This window comes from Vreelandella mediterranea (assembly GCF_970647075.1).
Window position 1 is genome coordinate 1,276,505 of record NZ_OZ310198.1, and the last position, 17,458, is coordinate 1,293,962.

Consider the following 17,458-nt stretch of genomic DNA (forward strand, 5'->3'; position numbering starts at 1 on the left):
ACTAACCCCGCTGCCGGCTATCAGAGTAAGTGTTCCCTTGAATGATCCCTTGCTTTAAGCCGGCGGCCCCCTCCGCCGGTTTTTTTATGCCTGTATAAAAGGCACCGCGCAGAGCAGACAGCCCCAATCGACCGTTTCACCCCGAGGGAGGTGTTATGCACCCTGTTATGCTGTTACCCGCTGACACCGATACCAGCGAGCTGCGCAAAGCGCTTTGGCACTACCGCATTGGCCACCGGTTCACCGAAGAGGCCGACGGCCTGGCGCTTTGGGTGGCCGACCCCCGCCAAAAAGATGAGCTGACCGCGCTTGTGCGCCGCTGGCAGCAGGGCGAACCCCTGGTGGTGGGGCCGCGCCCCCAAAGTGGCCAGGCAATCCAGGGCTTGAACCTTTTGCGTCGGCTGCCCGTTACCGCCCTCATCATCGGGCTAAGCCTGCTGGTGTTTTTACTGATGAACACCTTGGGTGATGGGGTGCTGGCCGGGCTCACCATCGTGCCCGTGGGCGTGGTCAATAACGCCCTGGTGGCCTCGGGGCTTGGCGAGACGTTGGCCACCGGCCAGTTGTGGCGGCTTTTGACCCCGGTGTTTTTGCACTTCAGTTTGATGCATCTGATTTTCAACTTGATGTGGGTATGGTACTTCGGCCGCCAGGTCGAGCTTTTACAGGGCAGTAAAACCATGCTGGCGCTGCTTTTAGTGGCGGGTGTCGGCTCGAACCTGGCCCAGTACGCCACCGGCACGGCGCTTTTTGGCGGCATGTCCGGCGTGGTGTACGCGCTGCTGGGCCACGTCTGGCTACTCTCGCGCAAACGCCCGCAAAGCGGTTTTTTCGTGCCCCACATGCTGGTCGTGTTCATGCTCGGCTGGATGGTGTTCACCATGACCTCGTTTGCCGGCTATTTGGGCTTTGGCAACGTGGCCAATGAAGCGCACTTGGGCGGGCTACTCGTGGGGCTGGCAACAGGCTGGTACTATTGCGCCAAACGCCCCAAATCGATGCGTTAACGTTTACTACGACTGGAGCCCTTTATGAGTGATATGAGCTTTGAGCGCATGATCGGTCAGATGACCCCGAGCATTTACGAAAGCCTGAAGCAGGCGGTGGCGCTGCGTAAATGGCCGGACGGGCGCTTTCTAACCGCCGAGCAGACCGAGCTCTGCCTGGAAGCGGTGATTCGCTTTGAGATCGAAAACAACGTGCCGGAAGAAAATCGCGTAGGCTATCTGGAGCGGCGCACTTGCGGGGCCGGGGCGACCGGCGCCGGCGTTTCACCGGATATGGCGGGCCTTGGCCGGGACGCTTCGAGTGACTGATCTGCTGGCCACTGAAGTACCTGGTATGGGCGGCAATCTCGTCAAAATGGCCGCCACGCTGTCGCCGGAACACCGCGTGGAATATCAGCTGCGCGCCGGCGGCCAGCATCTAGCGCTCAACGCGTATATCGGCAGACACCTGCGCCTCACCTGGCAGGGCCAAATCGACTGCACCCACTGCGGGCGCAAAACCAACAAGAGCTTCGCCCAGGGCTACTGCTATCCCTGCTTCAAGCGTCTGGCGCAGTGCGATACCTGCATCATGAAGCCGGAGACCTGCCACTACTTCCAAGGCACCTGCCGCGAGCCCGAGTGGGGCGAGGCGCACTGCTTCACCCCGCATATCGTGTATCTGGCCAACTCCTCCGGGCTCAAGGTGGGGATCACCCGCAAGACCAACATGCCGACCCGCTGGATCGACCAGGGGGCGATTCAGGCGTTGCCCATTCTGGAAGTCGCCACCCGCCAGCAGTCCGGTCTGGTGGAAGTGCTTTTCAAGGAGCACGTGTCGGATCGCACCAACTGGCGCGCCATGCTCAAGGGCGAGGTCGCCGAGCTCGATCTTTTGCATGAGCGCGACCGGCTTTTCGAAGCCGTCGAAGAGGGCTTGGCCGCGCTACGCGCGGAACATGGCGAAGAGGCGATCAAGGCCCTCGACGAAACCCCGCTGGATATTCACTACCCGGTCGACGTTTTCCCGCAAAAAATCGCCTCGCACAACCTCGACAAGACCCCGGTGGTCGAAGGCGTGCTTCACGGCGTCAAAGGCCAGTACCTGATACTCGACACCGGCGTAATTAATTTACGCAAATTCACGGGTTACCGCGTCAGCGTTGACTGGCCAGGCTAGCCAGCTCGCCAGGAGTTGGCTAAGGTAAGGGGAGTCTTCACGTGCCCGACCGGCCCTTGAGAGGCGGGTGCGTGAACGCTGGTAGCGACGTCACCGTCAGGGTGAAGCGCTTTGCTGGCTTGGCCCTTTTGAGGGACCCGGTTCATTTCCAACGTTTGCGTGCTTTTGTATTCAAAAGCGCTTTTTTGCATTGCAAGGACGCCGTGATGCCCTGGTTAAAACTCTTACACATCGCTGCCCTGGTCATTTGGTGCGGCTCGCTTTTGTATCTTCCGGCGCTTCTCAACCAGGCACTGGTGCTGCGTAAAGATGCCGGGTTCGCCCAGGGCACGCCGCCGATGCCGCGCTTTTTCTATAACACCGTTGCCACCCCCGCGGCGCTTTTGGCGATCGGCTCGGGGACGCTGCTGTTTTTAGTGCACGGTTTGATGGGCGGCTGGCTGATCTTGAAGCTGGGCGCGGTGGTCATGATGGTCGCCGCCCACGGCGCCTTTGGCTGGCTGATTCTGCGCCTGGAGATGGGCGTTTACAGCGGCGTTAAAATGGCCACACTAGCGGGGCTTTTGCTCAGCGTGCTGGGGATTTTGGGCGTACTGGGGTTCGTGCTGGCCAAGCCCCTGGCGTGGGGCTAGCCTTTCTGCGCGGCGGCCTGCATTCAGGGCCGCACCGTGGTTTACTCTTCGACATCGACGCCCACGGCGTGTTCGTAAACGAGTTGCCCGCCGAGCCAGCCGGCAAGCGCAATCAAACCGCCGGTGACCAGCGATACCGCGAGCCCCCAGGGCAGAATGGCTTCCGGGGAGTTGAGGCGCAAAAGCCAGTTCAGAGAGGCCAGCGACAGCATCACGACCGCGACGATGGCGTGGCTCCAGCCGGTAATCAGGCGGCGGATACGCGCTACCGACACGAGGTCGATAATACCGGCAATCGAGGCGATCCAGCCGCCGAAAGCACCCACACCGGCAAGCCAAAGGCCGGTGCGCGCCCAGAAAGGATCGCCGGTATACCAGTAAGCCAGATCATTGGCGACCAGCGCCATCAAGGCCGCCACCGGAAAATGGATCATGACAGGATGGAGCGGATGCCCGGCTAACGAGGCGCGGCTTCTTATCGAACGTTGAGGGGTGGATGCCATGGACACTTCCTGTGGGCAGACAAAGGGAATGAGTATATGAGGGAACGTAACGGCGCGACGCCCCAAGGACGTATTCAACGCGTATCGCGGCGGTGGGTCAACCTGGCCCCGTTAACGCTAGCGTTGGTAGCGCTATCATTATTGACGGGCTGCGCCGGGGATCACTCTATTTTGAATCCTGCGGGCCCGGCGGCGCGGGATATTCTTTTGATCTGGTGGGTCATGCTCGGGTTCGCTACCGTCGTGCTGGTGGCCGTGACCGCACTTTGGCTCTACACCTTCACCGCGCGGGACGTGACCCGCACCCCGGCCCAGGAGCGGCGTATCGGCCGACGCTGGATCATCGGCGGTGGCATCATCCTGCCGGTGGTGACGGTCATCGCGCTTTTGATGTTTGGCGTACCGACCGGCAAGCGGCTTTTGCCGCTGCCGCTGGACGAGCCGCCGGAAGTCATCGAAGTAGTGGGGCACCAGTGGTGGTGGGAAGTGCGCTACCCAGGCGCCGAAGGCGGCGAGGTCGTTACCTCCAACCAACTCGTCATGCCCGCCGGCGAGCCGGTGGATTTTCACGTGACCGCCGCGGATGTCATCCACGGCTTCTGGATTCCCAGACTTGGCGGCAAGATCGATATGCTCCCGGGCCGGGTCAACCGTATCCGTCTGGAGGCCGACGAGCCGGGCGTGTTCGGCGCGCAGTGCGCCGAGCTTTGCGGTGTGGGCCATGCTCATATGCATCTTCACGTCGAAGCGCTGCCCCGGGACGAGTACGAGGCCTGGCTTGCGGCGCGCCAGGAAGAAGCACTGGCCGAGCTTGCTGTCAGTGACGCCGCTTTCGCCGAGGCCCGGGAAAACTTCACTACTTTCTGCTCGAGCTGCCACCAGGTGGCGGGCATGAGCGTGAGCAATATCGGGCCCAACCTTTCTGACCTGGGCGGGCGAGCAATGCTCGGCGCCGGCGCCATGGCGATGGAAGAGGGCGCGGTCTATCAATGGCTGAGAAATCACCAAACGTTAAAGCCTGGAAACAAGATGCCGCGACACGACGATCTGGATAACGACACGCTCGAAGACCTGGGTGCCTGGCTGGAGACTTTAACCCCATGACAACGATTAATCGTCAAGCGACGCCTCAGGACCCGCAAGACCCTCGCTCGCTGCACGAGGACCTGCACGAGATTTGGGGTAATCCTCGGGGCATCAAGGCGCTCACCATCGTCAACCACACCACCCTGGGTCTGCGTTTCATGATCACGGGCATGGCGTTTTTCCTGCTCGGCGGCATTTTATCGATGCTGATACGCACGCAGCTCGCCACGCCCGACCAGAACTTCATGACGCCGGATATCTACAGCCAGGTCACCACCATGCACGGCACGGTGATGATGTTCCTGTTCGCGATTCCCGTGCTCGAGGGCCTGGCGATCTACATGATCCCCAAGATGATCGGTGCCCGCGACCTGGTATGCCCGCGGCTGACCTCGCTGGGCTATTTTTGCTATCTGTTCGGCGGCATCATCCTGGCCTCGAGCCTGGTGATCGAAATGGCCCCCGACGCTGGCTGGTTCATGTACACGCCGCTTTCGAGCAGCGAGTACTCCCCGGGGCTGGGGTCGGATTTCTGGCTTCTGGGCATTACGTTCGTCGAAATCTCGGCGCTTTCGGCCGGTGTCGAAATTGTCGTTTCGATTCTGCGCACCCGTACCCAAGGCATGGCGCTTCACAAGATGCCTTTGTTTGCCTGGTACATTCTGGCCATGGCGCTAATGATCGTGGTCGGTTTTCCGCCGCTGATTCTGGGCAGTATCCTGCTCGAGCTCGAACGCGCCGTGGGTATGCCGTTTTTCGAAGTGGCCGGCGGCGGCGACCCGCTTTTATGGCAGCACCTTTTCTGGCTTTTCGGCCATCCGGAGGTGTACATCATTTTCCTGCCGGCGGCCGGTATTATTTCGACGCTGATTCCGGTCTTCGCCGGCCGGCCGATCGTTGGCTACGGCTGGGTGGTGTTCGCGATCATCGTCACCGGCTTCATTAGTTTTGGCCTTTGGGTTCACCACATGTTCACGGTGGGAATACCACAGCTCGCCCAGGCGTTTTTCTCGGCGGCGAGTATGCTGGTGGCGGTGCCCACCGCGATTCAGGTATTCGTCTGGTTGGCCACGCTGTGGCTTGGCAAACCCAAATTCAAGCTGCCCATGCTCTGGGTGCTGGGCTTTTTGATCATTTTCGTCTGCGGTGGTTTGACCGGGGTGATGCTCGCGCTGGTGCCGTTCAACTGGCAGGTGCACGATACCCACTTCGTGGTCGCGCACATGCACTACGTACTGGTCGGCGGCATGCTATTCCCGCTGATGGCCGGGTTCTACTACTGGTTGCCGCTTTTCTCCGGGCGCATGCCCTCGGAAACCATCGGCCGCTGGGGCTTCTGGCTGACGTTTTTAGGCTTCAACGGCACCTTCCTCATCATGCACTGGACCGGGCTTTTGGGTATGCCGCGGCGTATCTATACCTACGAAGGGGGTAATGGCTGGGAGATCTTCAACCTGCTTTCTTCCGTGGCAAGCTTCGTGATGTCGGCGGGTATCGCCATGGTGCTGATCGATATCGCGCTGCACTTTCGTTTCGGCAAACCCGCCAAGCACAATCCCTGGGGCGCCGATACGCTGGAGTGGGCCAACAGCCTGCCACCCAGCGCCTATAACTTCGTCAGTCTGCCCAACATCGAAACGCGCCACCCGCTTTGGGACAACCCGAACCTGCCGCAGACCATGGCGGAAGGCAAACACGGCCTGGCGATCGCCTCCCACGGGCGCCGCGAAATGTGGGGCAGCGATTCGATTACCGGCAAGGTGCGCGAAATCGTTCACCTGCCCGGTAACTCCTGGTGGCCGTTTCTCGCCGCATCGGCGCTGGCCGTCGTGTGTATCAGTCTGCTAACGCGGGTCTACGCGCTCGCCGCGGTGTTCGTGGTCGTTGCCAGCGTGTTTTTGCTGCGCTGGGCCTGGGAGAACGGTGCCCATCCCAAGGCCGCCCCGGACGCCGAGGTCAACAAAGGCGATCCGCCGCTTCACTCGCGCACCATGAGCGGCCCGGGCGTTTGGGCCATGGCAACGTTTTCGATCGCCAATGGCTCGTTTTTCCTCTCTTACCTGTTTGGCTGGTTCTATCTGTGGACCGTCTCGCCGGAGTGGCGCATGCCGGAGGTTTCGCCGCTTTCGCTGGTAGTACTGGTGGTCGCCGGGCTGGCGCTCACTTTGGGGGCCGGTGTGATGGAGAAGCTGGTTCGCGGGCTTCGCCGCCAGCGCGATAAAGGCTTGATGAGCGGTTTTTATCTCAGCGCGCTGCTGGGCGCGGTTCAGGTAGGGCTGATCATATGGTCCCTGTTCACCGCCGGGCTTGCCCCGACCGAAACGAGCCACGATGCGATAATGCTGGTCGGGCTCGTTTACGCGCTGTTCCACGGTGGCCTGGCGATGATCTTGTCCGCCATGCAGGGGCTTCGCGTCCACTATGGCTACGTGGGCCGTCATGCGCCCTTCGAGCCCGCGGTGGTGGTGCAGCTTTGGCGCTACAATGTGGTGACGTTCTGGGTACTGGTCGGCGCGCTTGGCGTGCTGCCCCGGGTCATTGGAGGCTAATTGAATGCAAACCGCTTTTCGACGACTTCACCTGACCCATCCCGCCCATCTGGTGGTTGGCTTGACGCTCTGGAGTATCTGGTTCGTCGCGGTGTATGGCGGCCTTTCGGTTGCCTGCGCCGTGGCGCCGCCGGCGCCGGACCAGGGGGCGATGACCGGGCTCAACCTGGGGCTGGGGCTTTTCAGCGTGCTGACCACACTTGCCCTGCTATGGCTGACCTGGGCGGGCTGGCAGGTGGGCAAAGAGCACACCGGGCGGCCGCGGTTTCACGCCCTGGTCTCCGCCGGGCTTTATCTGTTTTCCGCGTTCGGGGTGATCTTTGCCGGCATGCCGATCATTGGCGTGCCGCCCTGTTTGTAAGCCTTGCTGGGCCATCGACACCATGAGCCGCGACCTACCCGGCGCTGAAACCACCGCGCTTTATAGCCTTCACGGCATGTGGTGCACCAGCTGTGCGCTGGCCGTCGAGGGGGTGCTAAAGCGCGCTACCGGTATCTCGGCGGCCAGCGTTCACTACCCAACAGCCACGGTGTGGGTAAAAGGCGAGGAGGGCGCCGCGGCGCTCTCGACACTGGCCCCGAAAGTCGCGCGCATCGGCTATCGGCTAAGCGAACTCGAGGCGGTGCAGGACGCCGCCGAGCGCCTCGAAAAAGAGAGCCGCTACCTAAGCCTTCGCCTGATGGTGGCGGCGGTATTTGGTATGTGGACGATGCTCGCCTCTATCCTGATCTACGCAGGGGCGGTGCCGGTGGGGCGGGTCGAAACCGTCATGGCCTGGGTCTCCGGCGCCTTTGCGCTGCCCGTGGTGTTTTATTCGGGAATCCCTTTCTACCGCGCGGGCTTTCGTACGCTGCTTGCAAGGCGCCCGGGCATGGACGTACTGGTAAGCCTGGGCGTGCTGGGCGCGGTGGCCGTGTCGGGCTGGCTTCTTTGGCGCGGCTCGATCGAGGTGTACTTCGATACCGCCGTCATGCTGATCGCGCTTTTGCTGGTGGGGCGCCTTGCCGAAACCCTTTGCCGCCAGCGCGGGCTGAAGGCCTTCGACGCTCTGGCGCTTCCCGAAGGCGGCGTGACCCTTGACCGGGACGGCGGCCCCCAAACCTTCGCGCTCAACGAGGCGCGCCCCGGCGACACCCTGCTTTTAGCGCGCGGCGACACCTTGCTGTTGGACGCCACTTTAAAGGCGCCTGGCTGGTTCGATACCGCCACGCTCTCCGGGGAAAGCGTGCCGCGCTACTTTTACAGCGGTCAGCACGTGTACGCGGGCTACCGCTACCTGGAAGGTGGCGCTAAAGATCACACTATAGCGCTTTGCGTCACCGCCGCCGCCGGTGAGCGGCGCGTGGATCGTTTGTGCGAGCAAATGCGGCTTTTACAAACCCAAAAGGGCGAGCTTCATAAGCTCGCCGACCGTTTCGCCGCTTGGCTGAGCCCGGCGGCGCTGCTGCTTGCGCTGATGACCCTGCCAGCGGCGGCTATTCTGGGCGCCGGTTGGGAAGAGGCGGTGGTTCGCGCGCTTTCGGTGCTGGTCGTCGCCTGCCCCTGTGCGGTGGGGCTTGCCGTACCGCTGGCAACGCTTGCCGGCAGCGGCCAGGCCATGCAAAGCGGGGTCGCGATAAGAGACCCCGCCGCCTTCGAGGTGCTCGCCCAGGTGCGCGCTGTCGCTTTCGATAAAACCGGCACGCTCACGGCCAATAAGCATCGCGTGGTACATTTCGCGCTTCGCGAAGTCTCCTTCCCCCAGGATTTTTACTCAAAGCTGACCGCGAGCGCGCGCCAAAGCGAGCACCCGTTAAGCCTTGGGCTTTTACGCTGGGCAAGTGGGTTCGAACGTCAGGATACCGAGCAAGGCACCAGCGCGATTGCCCGTGTAGAAGAGTCCGCCGGCGCCGGGCGCACCGTCGAGTTCGAAAGCGGCGAGCACTGGCGGATGGGCAGCGCCGCCTGGCTTGGCGAACAAGGCGTGGCGCTGGCGGACAGCGCCGCCCACCCCGATTACGCCTTCGCCTCCCAGGTCGTACTGGCCGACCGCTCGGGCTGGTTGGCCACTTTTTACCTGGCCGACCCGGCGGTCGAAGATGCAAAAGAAAGCCTGGAGGAGTTGCATCGTCTGGGATATCTGACTGCGCTGATCAGCGGCGACCGCCAGGGGGCGGTGGGCTGGCTGGGCAAGGAGGTCGGCTTCGCCCCGAACGCTTGCTACGCCCAGCGCTCGCCGGAGGCGAAAGCCCAGCTATTGGCCGGGCTCGCCTCACCGGTTCTTTACGTAGGCGACGGCGTCAACGATACGCTCAGCTTGGCCGCCGCCGGAGTAGGGGTCGCGCCCATGCAGGCAAGCGAGGCCGCCCGCGAGGGCGCAGCGGCCCAACTTTTAACGCCGGGCATCGGCGGGGTGGTGCGCCTGCTCGCCATTGCCAAACGCACTCGCCGGGTGATGCTTCAAAACCTGGCGTTCTCGGCGCTTTATAACACCCTGGCGCTGGGGCTGGTGGTGATCATGGCGATACCGCCGTTGGCGGCGGTGCTCGCCATGGCGGCAAGCTCTTTAAGCGTAACCCTCAATGCTGCTCGTCTGGCCTGGGCCGAGCCCGGAGAATCGCCGTCGCCAGGTGCTACAGGTAACCCAGCACTTGGCCCAGCCGCTCGGCATTCGCCTTGACCCAGCGCGCATCGATAGGGCCCCACGTCTCGATCACGTAACGGCCGATATTGTGGCGCTCGCCTTCGAGGTTGTGAAACACGCAGCGAATATCCAGCTCGCCCAGGGATGCGATGGTGTCCTGGGCGGTACGCCGCGGCATGCCGGTGGCGCTGATCAGTTCGGGCACGCTGCTCGCGCCTTCGCTGATCAGGTGGGCGGTATACAGGCGGCGATAAAAACTGAGCTGGGTCTTGCTGGGCGTGTCGGTCATGAAGGTCTGCCAGTGGAAGTCGCTGAAAAGATAACGTGAATATACAGAGCATGCCTATAAAGCGCATGAATATACAGCCCATGAGCATGGCTAGCCTATCAAGGGAGCGAACGTAACAGCATGACCCGTATTATATCTTTCGTTGAGGATCAGCTTCTTTGGTTGGTCGTGGTCGCCGCCGCCCTGGGGCTGATGGTGCCCGAAACCGGGCTTTTACTCGAACCCGCTATCGGGGTCTTGCTGGCGCTTTTGATGTTCATCATCAGCCTGACCTTCGATGCCCACGACGTGCGAAAGGTGATGCGCAAACCCTCGCGGCCGTTGTTGGCGCTAGGGCTCGTCTATGGGCCGATGTCGCTTGTCGGATGGCTGACTGGGCGGCTCTTTTTCGGAAGCGGCCCCCTGGCGGCGGGGCAGATGCTGCTGGGCACCTTGCCAACGGATGTGTCATCGCCGTTATTGGTGCTCATGGCGCGGGGTAACGTGGCGCTGGCGGCCGTGTTCAACGCCATTAATACCGCGCTTTCGCCGTTCATTGTGCCCGTTTTGTTTTTGTGGCTAACGGGCATTCAGTTGGAGGTTCCTTTAGGGGCGATCATTGTTGAGCTGGTGTTGATCGTTTTGCTGCCCACGGTGTTGGGGGTCACCTTGCGCACGATGTTCACGGGCTTTTTAGCGCGTTTTGACGCCACCTATGCAGGCCTTGGCTCTAGCGTCTACCTGTTGATACTGCTGGCCGTGGTCGGGCCCAACGCCGAGACCATCATCGGCTACGGCGCGTATGCTTTCGTGATCGCGGGCGCGGCGCTTTGTCTGAACCTTTCGGGCTACCTGATCGGCATGGCGTCGCGGCTGGTCACGCGTGACCGCAAGGAGATCATCACTTACCTGTTCACCGTCAGCAAGAAGGAGTTCAGCATTGCCGCGGCGTTCGTGGCCGCCTCCGGTTTGCCCTCGGAAGTCGCGATTCCCGCTGCCTTCTTTGCGGTGATTCAGATGATTACCTCCCCTATCGCGGCCAAAATGCTGGCGCGGGGCTGAAAACCTCTTTAAACGACGGGGAAATAATCAACTTAGAAGGACGCTGGTCACTTTATTGTCATTGGTTGTCGGTCATGCTGGGTAAAGCTTAGTCAGAGAGCGAGCACGCTTTACTTCCTACTGAGGGTAAGACGATGACCGAAGCGACGACAAGCGTAGCCGATCATACTACGCGCGACGATGAAGAAAGCAGTGCGCGAGGTGGGCGAGCCACGAATTGGCTAACGCTGCTTTTGCTGATTTATTGCCTGATTTGTGCGGTTTCGGTGATCGGCGACGGTTTCAGCACCGCCACCGGTGGACGAGCCGAGCAGCTTTTCGAGTTCGCCACCAACCCCTTGGTGGGGCTCATGGTCGGTATCGTGGCCACCTCGCTAATTCAGTCTTCTTCGACGGTAACCTCCATTATCGTGGCCATGGTGGCCGGGGGCTTGCCGGTGGCGATCGCCGTGCCGATGGTCATGGGCGCCAATATCGGCACTACCATGACCAACACCCTGGTGAGCCTGGGGCACGTGCGCAATAAAGACGAGTTTCGCCGCGCTTTCGCGGCCGCCACGGTGCACGACTTTTTCAACTTTCTGGCGGTGGCGATTCTACTGCCGCTGGAAATACTCTTTAGCCCGCTGGAGCGTTTGGCGCTGCAAGTAGCCGAGCTTTTCTACGGCGATGCGGATTTGTCGATCGAGAACGCGGACCTGCTGGGTTTTGCCACCGACCCCGTCACGGGCTCGGTAGAGAGCCTGGTCTCAGGGCTGCCTACCATACTCGGCGGCATCGTCATGATCGCGATCGGCATTACGGCCATCTTTTTATCCATTCGCTACATTGGCAAACTGCTCAAGAAACTGATGGTGGGGCGCGCTAAGCGCATCATGAATAACGCCATCGGTCGTGGCCCGGTGACCGGCGTCATCTCCGGCACGCTGGTGACCATTCTGGTACAGTCCTCGTCGACCACGACCAGCTTGATGGTCCCGCTGGCGGGCTCAGGCACCTTTACGTTAAGGCAGATCTACCCCTTCACTCTGGGCGGGAACGTCGGTACCACCTTTACGGCTCTGCTGGCTGCAACCGCCGTGAGTGGCGAGCACGCCATGCTCGCGTTGGAAATCGCCCTGGTTCACCTCTTCTTTAACCTCTTTGCCATCCTCATCATTGGCGGCCTGCCGTTTTTACGCCTGCTGCCCGTCAAGGGGGCCCGGCGGCTCGGCGACCTGGCCGCCGAGCGTAAAACATTGGCGGCCGCCTGGGTGCTGGGTGCTTTCGTTGCGCTGCCCGCAGCGCTTATTGCCATTACGACGATGTTAGGATAACGCCATGAGTTTTGAACAACGCCTCGAAAGCACATCAACCGCCGAGCTCAAGGCCATGTTGAACGACTCCGCCGAGCTGATAGAGGAGATCAGAAACGAACTCGCCGCCCGCGAGGACCAGCACCGCGAGATCGAGTCGGTGGATACGCTCATTCACGAGGCCCGGCCCAGGCTCCAGGAAATTCGCGGCTTTTTCGCACTGGTGCTCAGCGAGCTACGCGAACGCCGCGGCGAGCGCTGATATTCAGCGCATGCAAGGCCCTTCTGAAGTTTCGCCATCACCGAGATGATCACCTTGTCGGGGGTGGCGACCCAAGGCGCGGGTGATCGCCCCCGGTTTTCGATGATGTAGCGGCAGACAAACTGGCAAAGACGACACGGCGTCCTTGTCACCAGGATGTCACGTTGATGGTGCAGGCTAAAGCGTTTAGGGTCTGTCTGAAAAGTCGACGAGCGAAGACAAGACAAGGCAAAAATTGGCGAAAAAACGGAGTTTACATGTGTAAATGAGTATTTTGATCGGACTCGCGCGCGAGCCAATTTTTAACGCCGTATTGTCGAGCGCAGGCACTTTTCAGACAGAGCCTAGCGCTTTGATGCGTATAAGCCGCTGGAGCGTACCGCCATGGTAGAGACGGCCAGGCGCCGGGCAGAGAGTAACGTCATGTACCATCAACAAAAAATACGACGCGGCCAGCTGGGGCAATGGCTGGCGCTTGCGCTGCTCGTCTACTTTCTGATTTGTGCGGTATCCATCGTCGGCGAGGGTTTCCAGCGGAGCCTGGGCGATCAAGCCGAACAGCTCTTCGCCTTTGCCACCAATCCCTTCGTGGGGCTGATGATCGGCATCATCACAACCGCGCTGATTCAATCATCCTCCACGGTCACCTCGGTGATTGTCGGTATGGTCGCCGGCGGGCTGCCCGTGGCCCTGGCGGTGCCCATGATCATGGGCGCCAATGTGGGCACCACCTTGACCAGCACCCTGGTAAGCCTTGGCCATGTGAAAGACGATAACGCGTTTCGCCGCGCCTTTGCCGCCGCGACGATGCACGACTTTTTCAACCTGTTAGCGGTCGCCATCCTGCTACCCATCGAGATTCTATTCAGCCCGCTGGAGCGCTTGGCCGAACGCGTGGCGGTGCTCTTTTACGGCGATGCAGACCTTTCCCTCGATCGCGTCAATTTCGTCGGTCAGGCGACCGATCCGGTCGCGGATTTTGTGGCGAATGCGCTTTCGCGTCTTCCGGAGGTGGCGTTCGGCGCTGCCCTGATCTTCGTGGGGGTCGCGATGATCTTTCTTACCATTCGCTACATCGGCAAGCTTTTATCAAGGCTGATGGTAGGGCGCGCCCGGCAGATCATGCTCAGCGCCATCGGGCGCGGCTCGATCACTGGCGTTATGTCGGGCGCGCTGGTGACGATACTGGTGCAGTCTTCGTCGACGACCACCAGCCTGACGGTGCCCATGGCCGGCTCCGGTGCGTTTACCCTACGCCAAATCTATCCCTTCACGATTGGCAGTAACCTGGGGACCACCATGACCGCGCTGCTCGCAGCGACGGCCATCAGTGGCTCCACGGCGCTGCTGGCGTTGGAAATCGCGCTGGTGCACCTGCTGTTCAACGTGTTTGCAGTGCTGATTATCGGGGGAATACCGTTTTTACGCCTGCTGCCGGTCAAAGGTGCCCAGTGGCTGGGCCGGGCCAGCGTCGAGCGCAAAGAGGTCGCTGGTATGTGGATGCTGGGCGTGTTTATCGCGCTGCCCGCCTTGTTGATTGCCATTACCGTCATAGCCGGATAACGCCCTGAATAGCTCAATGAGCTGCGAACGCGCCAACGTTAGCCGGGACCGGCCAAGTCGAATAGATCGCCCTGAGCGTGGGGCGCTCTGAAATCCCGGGTATTGAGGCCCTGCTCGGCCCGGGGCTGCATACCCCACTGGCGGCTGGAGCGCTTGAAGCGCTGGTCGATTATATCGACGAACACCCCTTCGCCGCGAAAACGCTTTCCAAACGCTGCCTCGTTGGTTTTGCCGCCACGGCACTGGCGAATCAGGCTCATCACCTTGTCGGCGCGCTCGGGGTAGTGGGTGGTCAGCCACTCTTCGAACAGCGGCGCGACCTCACGGGGCAAGCGCAACAGCATCCAGTTTGCCGTGCGCGCGCCAGAGCGGCTCGCGGCCTCGATTAACCGCTCGATCTCGTGATCGGTAAGCCCGGGAATCACCGGCGAGACCAGCACACCCACCGGGATACCCGCGGTGTTGAGCTCGCGGATCACCTTCAGCCGCGCCTGGGGCGAAGCCGCCCGTGGCTCCAGCGTGCGCTTCAAATTCGCATCCAGGCTGGTCAGGCTGACCAGCACGCGCACCAGGCGGTGCTCGGCCATTTTTGCCAAAAGCTCGATATCGCGCAGAACGAGTGTGCCTTTGGTCACCAGCGTGACCGGATGGCGGCATTGGTATAAAAACTCTAAAAGGCGCCGGGTGGTTTGGTGTTTCGCCTCGATGGGCTGGTAGCAGTCGGTATTGCCCGACAGGTTGATAGGGCGGCAGGTATAGCCCGGTTGGCTCAGCTCTTCTTTCAAATGCTCGATCAACCCGGTCCGGGCAATCAGTTTCGTCTCGAAATCGAGCCCCGGCGACATATCCCAATAGGCGTGAGAAGGGCGGGCAAAGCAGTAGATACAGCCATGCTCGCAGCCGCGGTACGGGTTCAAGGAGCGATCAAAGGAGAGATCCGGCGAGCTGTTCCAGGCAAGCGCGCTTTTACTCGGCTCTTCGCGTATTTCGGTGGCAAGCGAGGTCGGAGCCTCTTCCTGCCACCAGCCATCGGACTCGTATTCGCTTTTCGAGGGCGCGAAGCGGTTGTGCGGGTCGAAGGTGGCGCCTCGGCCTTTAAAAGGCGCCTTGCCTTGCGGCGTGAGAGGTTGCGCCATTGCTACATCCTTATAGTGTATATAAATACAGTATATAACGATGCCTCTACAGCGCAAGTGCCACCTTTAACCGCGTCATTTTATAAAAGTAGTGGCCTATATTCACCAAACTGTCATTAATGGCTTTTAAGTTCACTAGCAAGGCCACAGCCACTCGGAGAGTTATATGCAAACGTTCAAACGCGGTGCGCTTACCGTCGCCATCGGTGCCCTGTTCGCCACGCCGGGCTTTGCCCAGCAAGACACAGCCAAAAACGTCATTTTGATGATTACCGACGGCGCGGGGATCGAAACATTCCGCGCGGCCAGCTACTACCGTCACGGTGCACTAGGCCACGAAGTGTATGACGGTTTCGATACGCAGCTCTTCGCGGCCACGTATCCGCTGACCACCGCCACCGAACCCACCTTGAGCGATGACGATAGGGTGAGCTTCGACCCCGCTGAGCTATGGTCCGACGAGGCGGTCGAGGGCGTGGGCTTTGAAGGTAAGCTGGCCGACTACGACGGCTTTTTTGCAGGCTACAACTATGCCCGTGAGAATTTCACCGACAGCGCCGCCGCGGGCACCGCGCTCGCGTCGGGGCAAAAAACCTACAATAGCGCCATCAACTGGTCGAACGACGACGAGGCGCTCAAACATATTGGCGAGTACGTCGTCGATAGCGGCCGAGCGCTGGGCGTGGTGAGTTCCGTACAGCTAAGCCACGCCACACCCGCCGCGTTTTTGGGCCACAACGCCAATCGCAACGAATACGCCGCGTTGGGCGAAGAAATTATCGATTCGGGGCTTGCCACGGTCGTATTCGGAGCGGGGCACCCTTACTTTGATGAGGCGGGCAACGGCGTCGACGACCCCGAAGAGGACGCCTTTCGCTACGTGGGCGGCCAGGCCACTTGGCAGCGTGTGATGGATGGAGACACCGACTATCAGTTGATCGAAACCCGCGACGATTTCGAATCGCTGGCCCAGGGCGGCCTGACACTTGAAAAAGATAAAGTGCTGGGTGTGGCGCAAAACAACGCCACGCTGCAGTTCAACCGTCCAGGCGTCGCCGCCGGTGACCTGCTCGACAACGTGCCCAGCCTGCCCACGATGACGCGCGGCGCGCTCGAGGTGCTCAAGAATAACGACGAAGGCTTCTTCCTGATGGTCGAAGGCGGCGCCGTCGACTGGGCGGCGCATGCCAATAACCTGCCGCGCCTGGTCGAAGAGCAGGTCGATTTCAATGAAGCGGTCGAAGCCGCCGTCGAGTGGGTCGAGGCGAATAGCAGCTTCGACGAGACCATGATCATCGTCACCACCGACCACGGTAACGGTTTGCTACAAGGTCCTGATTCCGACCAGAACGCCTACAGCCCGGTCGTAAGCCAAGGCGCGGGGGCGCTGCCGCTGGTACGTTGGCACTCGGATAACCACACCCGCGAGCTGGTACCGCTCTACGCCAAAGGCGCTGGCGCCGAGTTCTTCACGGACGTGGCCGAGCGAGACGAAGGGCTTGCCACCTACGACGTCGACGACGCGGCGCAGTACTGGGTCGACAACACCGACGTATTCCGCGCAGCGATGAACGCGCTGGGTATCGACGAGGATAGCGAAGCGCGTTAACCAGTGCGGCCCTTTGGCTTGACGTTAGCCCCCCGGCGAGCAATCGCCGGGGGGCTGCGTTTAAGCGTTTTTTAGAACAGGGTTAAGCAACGTATCATCAGAATTTTACGGAGGTTTCATGCAGGCTTTTTCCGTTGTCTTGATACGTGTGCTGGCAATCTATCTAATCGTCACCCCGGTGATGGTGCTGTGGCCCGCGGCGATGAGCGCTTCTGGCGTGGGGGAGTTCGATCAGTGGCGGCTCATCGTCATCACAGGCGTTCTACCCGCGCTTTTTATCGGGGCGCTGCTCTGGTTCAAGGCGCCCGCTATTGGGCAAAGGCTTCACCGCTACGAAAGCGCCCCAAGTGCGGCGCTGGACGAGGCGGGCCTGGTACGCGCAGGCAGTTTCTTGATCGGTGTGTATTTACTGGTTCAGCACCTGGGCGGTTTGCTGAGCACTCTGGGCTTTGCAGGGCGCATCGACTATGGCGCGCTGGCGGTTATCCTGCTCAGCCTAGTGTTGATACTGGGCGTAAACTTCATCGAAAAGCTCTACCACCGCTTCAGGAATTTTTAAAACCACCAGGTGAACTTGGCATGCGAGCGTGGTCCTATTTCGGTAACATGACCGTCGAATCGTCTTTCTCTGGAAGGCGAAGGGCTCGCTGTATTGGATGTAACTGCCGTATCAAGTCAGGTCACCGCCGTTTGAGCCCGCGGC

The 17,458-nt window shown here is 60.9% G+C and carries 17 protein-coding genes; 14 read left to right on the top strand and 3 right to left on the bottom strand.

All coding sequences use genetic code 11. The features are described from left to right. Positions 1-155 precede the first annotated feature (155 nt). The 4 genes from ACWFVE_RS06005 (at position 156) to ACWFVE_RS06020 (ending at position 2,798) form a co-directional block, all read left to right on the top strand. Positions 156-1,007, top strand: a complete 852-nt coding sequence (locus ACWFVE_RS06005; RefSeq protein WP_447528370.1) for a rhomboid family intramembrane serine protease — start codon at positions 156-158, stop codon at positions 1,005-1,007. A gap of 24 nt (positions 1,008-1,031) precedes the next feature. Beyond that, a complete protein-coding gene (locus tag ACWFVE_RS06010; protein ID WP_447528371.1) occupies positions 1,032-1,316 on the top strand; it encodes a YeaC family protein in 285 nt (94 codons plus the stop codon). Between the two features lie 46 nt (positions 1,317-1,362). Beyond that, complete coding sequence (locus tag ACWFVE_RS06015) at positions 1,363-2,166, top strand: DUF2797 domain-containing protein (protein ID WP_447530504.1); 804 nt, start codon at positions 1,363-1,365, stop codon at positions 2,164-2,166. Between the two features lie 206 nt (positions 2,167-2,372). Then, positions 2,373-2,798 (top strand): CopD family protein, encoded by a 426-nt coding sequence (locus ACWFVE_RS06020; protein WP_447528372.1) that lies wholly within the window; start codon positions 2,373-2,375, stop codon positions 2,796-2,798. 41 nt (positions 2,799-2,839) lie between these two features. Here the strand turns inward: ACWFVE_RS06020 and ACWFVE_RS06025 are convergent, their stop codons facing one another. Then, positions 2,840-3,301 (bottom strand): DUF2231 domain-containing protein, encoded by a 462-nt coding sequence (locus tag ACWFVE_RS06025; RefSeq protein ID WP_447528373.1) that lies wholly within the window; start codon positions 3,299-3,301, stop codon positions 2,840-2,842. 36 nt (positions 3,302-3,337) lie between these two features. On the opposite strand from ACWFVE_RS06025, the gene coxB reads away from it, so the two are divergent. From coxB to ACWFVE_RS06045, 4 genes are read left to right on the top strand one after another with little or no spacing between them, the layout of a single operon-like run. After that, the gene (coxB, locus tag ACWFVE_RS06030; protein ID WP_447528374.1) at positions 3,338-4,405 is read left to right on the top strand and encodes a cytochrome c oxidase subunit II; all 1,068 of its coding nucleotides are present in this window, start codon (positions 3,338-3,340) and stop codon (positions 4,403-4,405) included. Further along, entirely contained in the window at positions 4,402-6,936 is a 2,535-nt protein-coding gene (gene ctaD / locus ACWFVE_RS06035; protein WP_447528375.1) for a cytochrome c oxidase subunit I, read from the top strand. The genes coxB and ctaD overlap by 4 nt, the downstream gene beginning before the upstream one ends. A gap of 4 nt (positions 6,937-6,940) precedes the next feature. Next, positions 6,941-7,297: a hypothetical protein gene (locus ACWFVE_RS06040; protein WP_447528376.1), complete on the top strand. Its 357-nt coding sequence runs from the start codon at positions 6,941-6,943 to the stop codon at positions 7,295-7,297. 22 nt (positions 7,298-7,319) lie between these two features. Continuing rightward, a complete protein-coding gene (locus ACWFVE_RS06045) occupies positions 7,320-9,596 on the top strand; it encodes a heavy metal translocating P-type ATPase (RefSeq protein ID WP_447528377.1) in 2,277 nt (758 codons plus the stop codon). Here ACWFVE_RS06045 and ACWFVE_RS06050 read toward each other — a convergent pair. Next, the gene (locus ACWFVE_RS06050; protein WP_447528378.1) at positions 9,550-9,849 is read right to left on the bottom strand and encodes a helix-turn-helix domain-containing protein; all 300 of its coding nucleotides are present in this window, start codon (positions 9,847-9,849) and stop codon (positions 9,550-9,552) included. The genes ACWFVE_RS06045 and ACWFVE_RS06050 overlap by 47 nt on opposite strands. 120 nt (positions 9,850-9,969) lie before the next feature. Between ACWFVE_RS06050 and ACWFVE_RS06055 the strand changes: the two genes are divergently transcribed. The 4 genes from ACWFVE_RS06055 to ACWFVE_RS06070 all read left to right on the top strand — a co-directional run bounded on the left by ACWFVE_RS06055 (position 9,970) and on the right by ACWFVE_RS06070 (position 14,010). Further along, positions 9,970-10,890, top strand: coding sequence for a bile acid:sodium symporter family protein (locus ACWFVE_RS06055; protein WP_447528379.1), 921 nt, complete (start codon positions 9,970-9,972; stop codon positions 10,888-10,890). A gap of 134 nt (positions 10,891-11,024) precedes the next feature. Next, positions 11,025-12,206 carry a Na/Pi symporter gene (locus tag ACWFVE_RS06060; protein ID WP_447528380.1) on the top strand — a complete coding sequence of 394 codons (1,182 nt, stop codon included), beginning with the start codon at positions 11,025-11,027 and terminating at the stop codon, positions 12,204-12,206. 4 nt (positions 12,207-12,210) lie between these two features. Then, complete coding sequence (locus ACWFVE_RS06065) at positions 12,211-12,447, top strand: hypothetical protein (RefSeq protein WP_447528381.1); 237 nt, start codon at positions 12,211-12,213, stop codon at positions 12,445-12,447. Positions 12,448-12,870: 423 nt separating this feature from the next. Next, positions 12,871-14,010: a Na/Pi symporter gene (locus ACWFVE_RS06070; RefSeq protein WP_447528382.1), complete on the top strand. Its 1,140-nt coding sequence runs from the start codon at positions 12,871-12,873 to the stop codon at positions 14,008-14,010. Positions 14,011-14,048: 38 nt separating this feature from the next. On the opposite strand, the gene ACWFVE_RS06075 is transcribed toward ACWFVE_RS06070, so the two are convergent. Next, a complete protein-coding gene (locus tag ACWFVE_RS06075) occupies positions 14,049-15,146 on the bottom strand; it encodes a PA0069 family radical SAM protein (protein WP_447528383.1) in 1,098 nt (365 codons plus the stop codon). Positions 15,147-15,312: 166 nt separating this feature from the next. Between ACWFVE_RS06075 and ACWFVE_RS06080 the strand changes: the two genes are divergently transcribed. Together ACWFVE_RS06080 and ACWFVE_RS06085 are read left to right on the top strand one after the other, a co-directional pair. Then, positions 15,313-16,755: an alkaline phosphatase gene (locus ACWFVE_RS06080; RefSeq protein ID WP_447528384.1), complete on the top strand. Its 1,443-nt coding sequence runs from the start codon at positions 15,313-15,315 to the stop codon at positions 16,753-16,755. 118 nt (positions 16,756-16,873) lie between these two features. After that, positions 16,874-17,314, top strand: coding sequence for a hypothetical protein (locus tag ACWFVE_RS06085; protein WP_447528385.1), 441 nt, complete (start codon positions 16,874-16,876; stop codon positions 17,312-17,314). Positions 17,315-17,458: the final 144 nt, after the last annotated feature.

What these genes read in the sequence shown, in the direction of transcription:
- ACWFVE_RS06005 (WP_447528370.1), top strand. Translation starts at nt 156, where the DNA reads ATGCACCCTGTTATGCTGTTACCCGCTGACACCGATACCAGCGAGCTG.
- ctaD (WP_447528375.1), top strand. Translation starts at nt 4,402, where the DNA reads ATGACAACGATTAATCGTCAAGCGACGCCTCAGGACCCGCAAGACCCT.
- ACWFVE_RS06025 (WP_447528373.1), bottom strand. Translation starts at nt 3,301, where the DNA reads ATGGCATCCACCCCTCAACGTTCGATAAGAAGCCGCGCCTCGTTAGCC.
- coxB (WP_447528374.1), top strand. Translation starts at nt 3,338, where the DNA reads ATGAGGGAACGTAACGGCGCGACGCCCCAAGGACGTATTCAACGCGTA.
- ACWFVE_RS06045 (WP_447528377.1), top strand. Translation starts at nt 7,320, where the DNA reads ATGAGCCGCGACCTACCCGGCGCTGAAACCACCGCGCTTTATAGCCTT.
- ACWFVE_RS06040 (WP_447528376.1), top strand. Translation starts at nt 6,941, where the DNA reads ATGCAAACCGCTTTTCGACGACTTCACCTGACCCATCCCGCCCATCTG.
- ACWFVE_RS06080 (WP_447528384.1), top strand. Translation starts at nt 15,313, where the DNA reads ATGCAAACGTTCAAACGCGGTGCGCTTACCGTCGCCATCGGTGCCCTG.
- ACWFVE_RS06015 (WP_447530504.1), top strand. Translation starts at nt 1,363, where the DNA reads ATGGCCGCCACGCTGTCGCCGGAACACCGCGTGGAATATCAGCTGCGC.
- ACWFVE_RS06055 (WP_447528379.1), top strand. Translation starts at nt 9,970, where the DNA reads ATGACCCGTATTATATCTTTCGTTGAGGATCAGCTTCTTTGGTTGGTC.
- ACWFVE_RS06050 (WP_447528378.1), bottom strand. Translation starts at nt 9,849, where the DNA reads ATGACCGACACGCCCAGCAAGACCCAGCTCAGTTTTTATCGCCGCCTG.
- ACWFVE_RS06060 (WP_447528380.1), top strand. Translation starts at nt 11,025, where the DNA reads ATGACCGAAGCGACGACAAGCGTAGCCGATCATACTACGCGCGACGAT.
- ACWFVE_RS06070 (WP_447528382.1), top strand. Translation starts at nt 12,871, where the DNA reads ATGTACCATCAACAAAAAATACGACGCGGCCAGCTGGGGCAATGGCTG.
- ACWFVE_RS06020 (WP_447528372.1), top strand. Translation starts at nt 2,373, where the DNA reads ATGCCCTGGTTAAAACTCTTACACATCGCTGCCCTGGTCATTTGGTGC.
- ACWFVE_RS06065 (WP_447528381.1), top strand. Translation starts at nt 12,211, where the DNA reads ATGAGTTTTGAACAACGCCTCGAAAGCACATCAACCGCCGAGCTCAAG.
- ACWFVE_RS06075 (WP_447528383.1), bottom strand. Translation starts at nt 15,146, where the DNA reads ATGGCGCAACCTCTCACGCCGCAAGGCAAGGCGCCTTTTAAAGGCCGA.
- ACWFVE_RS06085 (WP_447528385.1), top strand. Translation starts at nt 16,874, where the DNA reads ATGCAGGCTTTTTCCGTTGTCTTGATACGTGTGCTGGCAATCTATCTA.
- ACWFVE_RS06010 (WP_447528371.1), top strand. Translation starts at nt 1,032, where the DNA reads ATGAGTGATATGAGCTTTGAGCGCATGATCGGTCAGATGACCCCGAGC.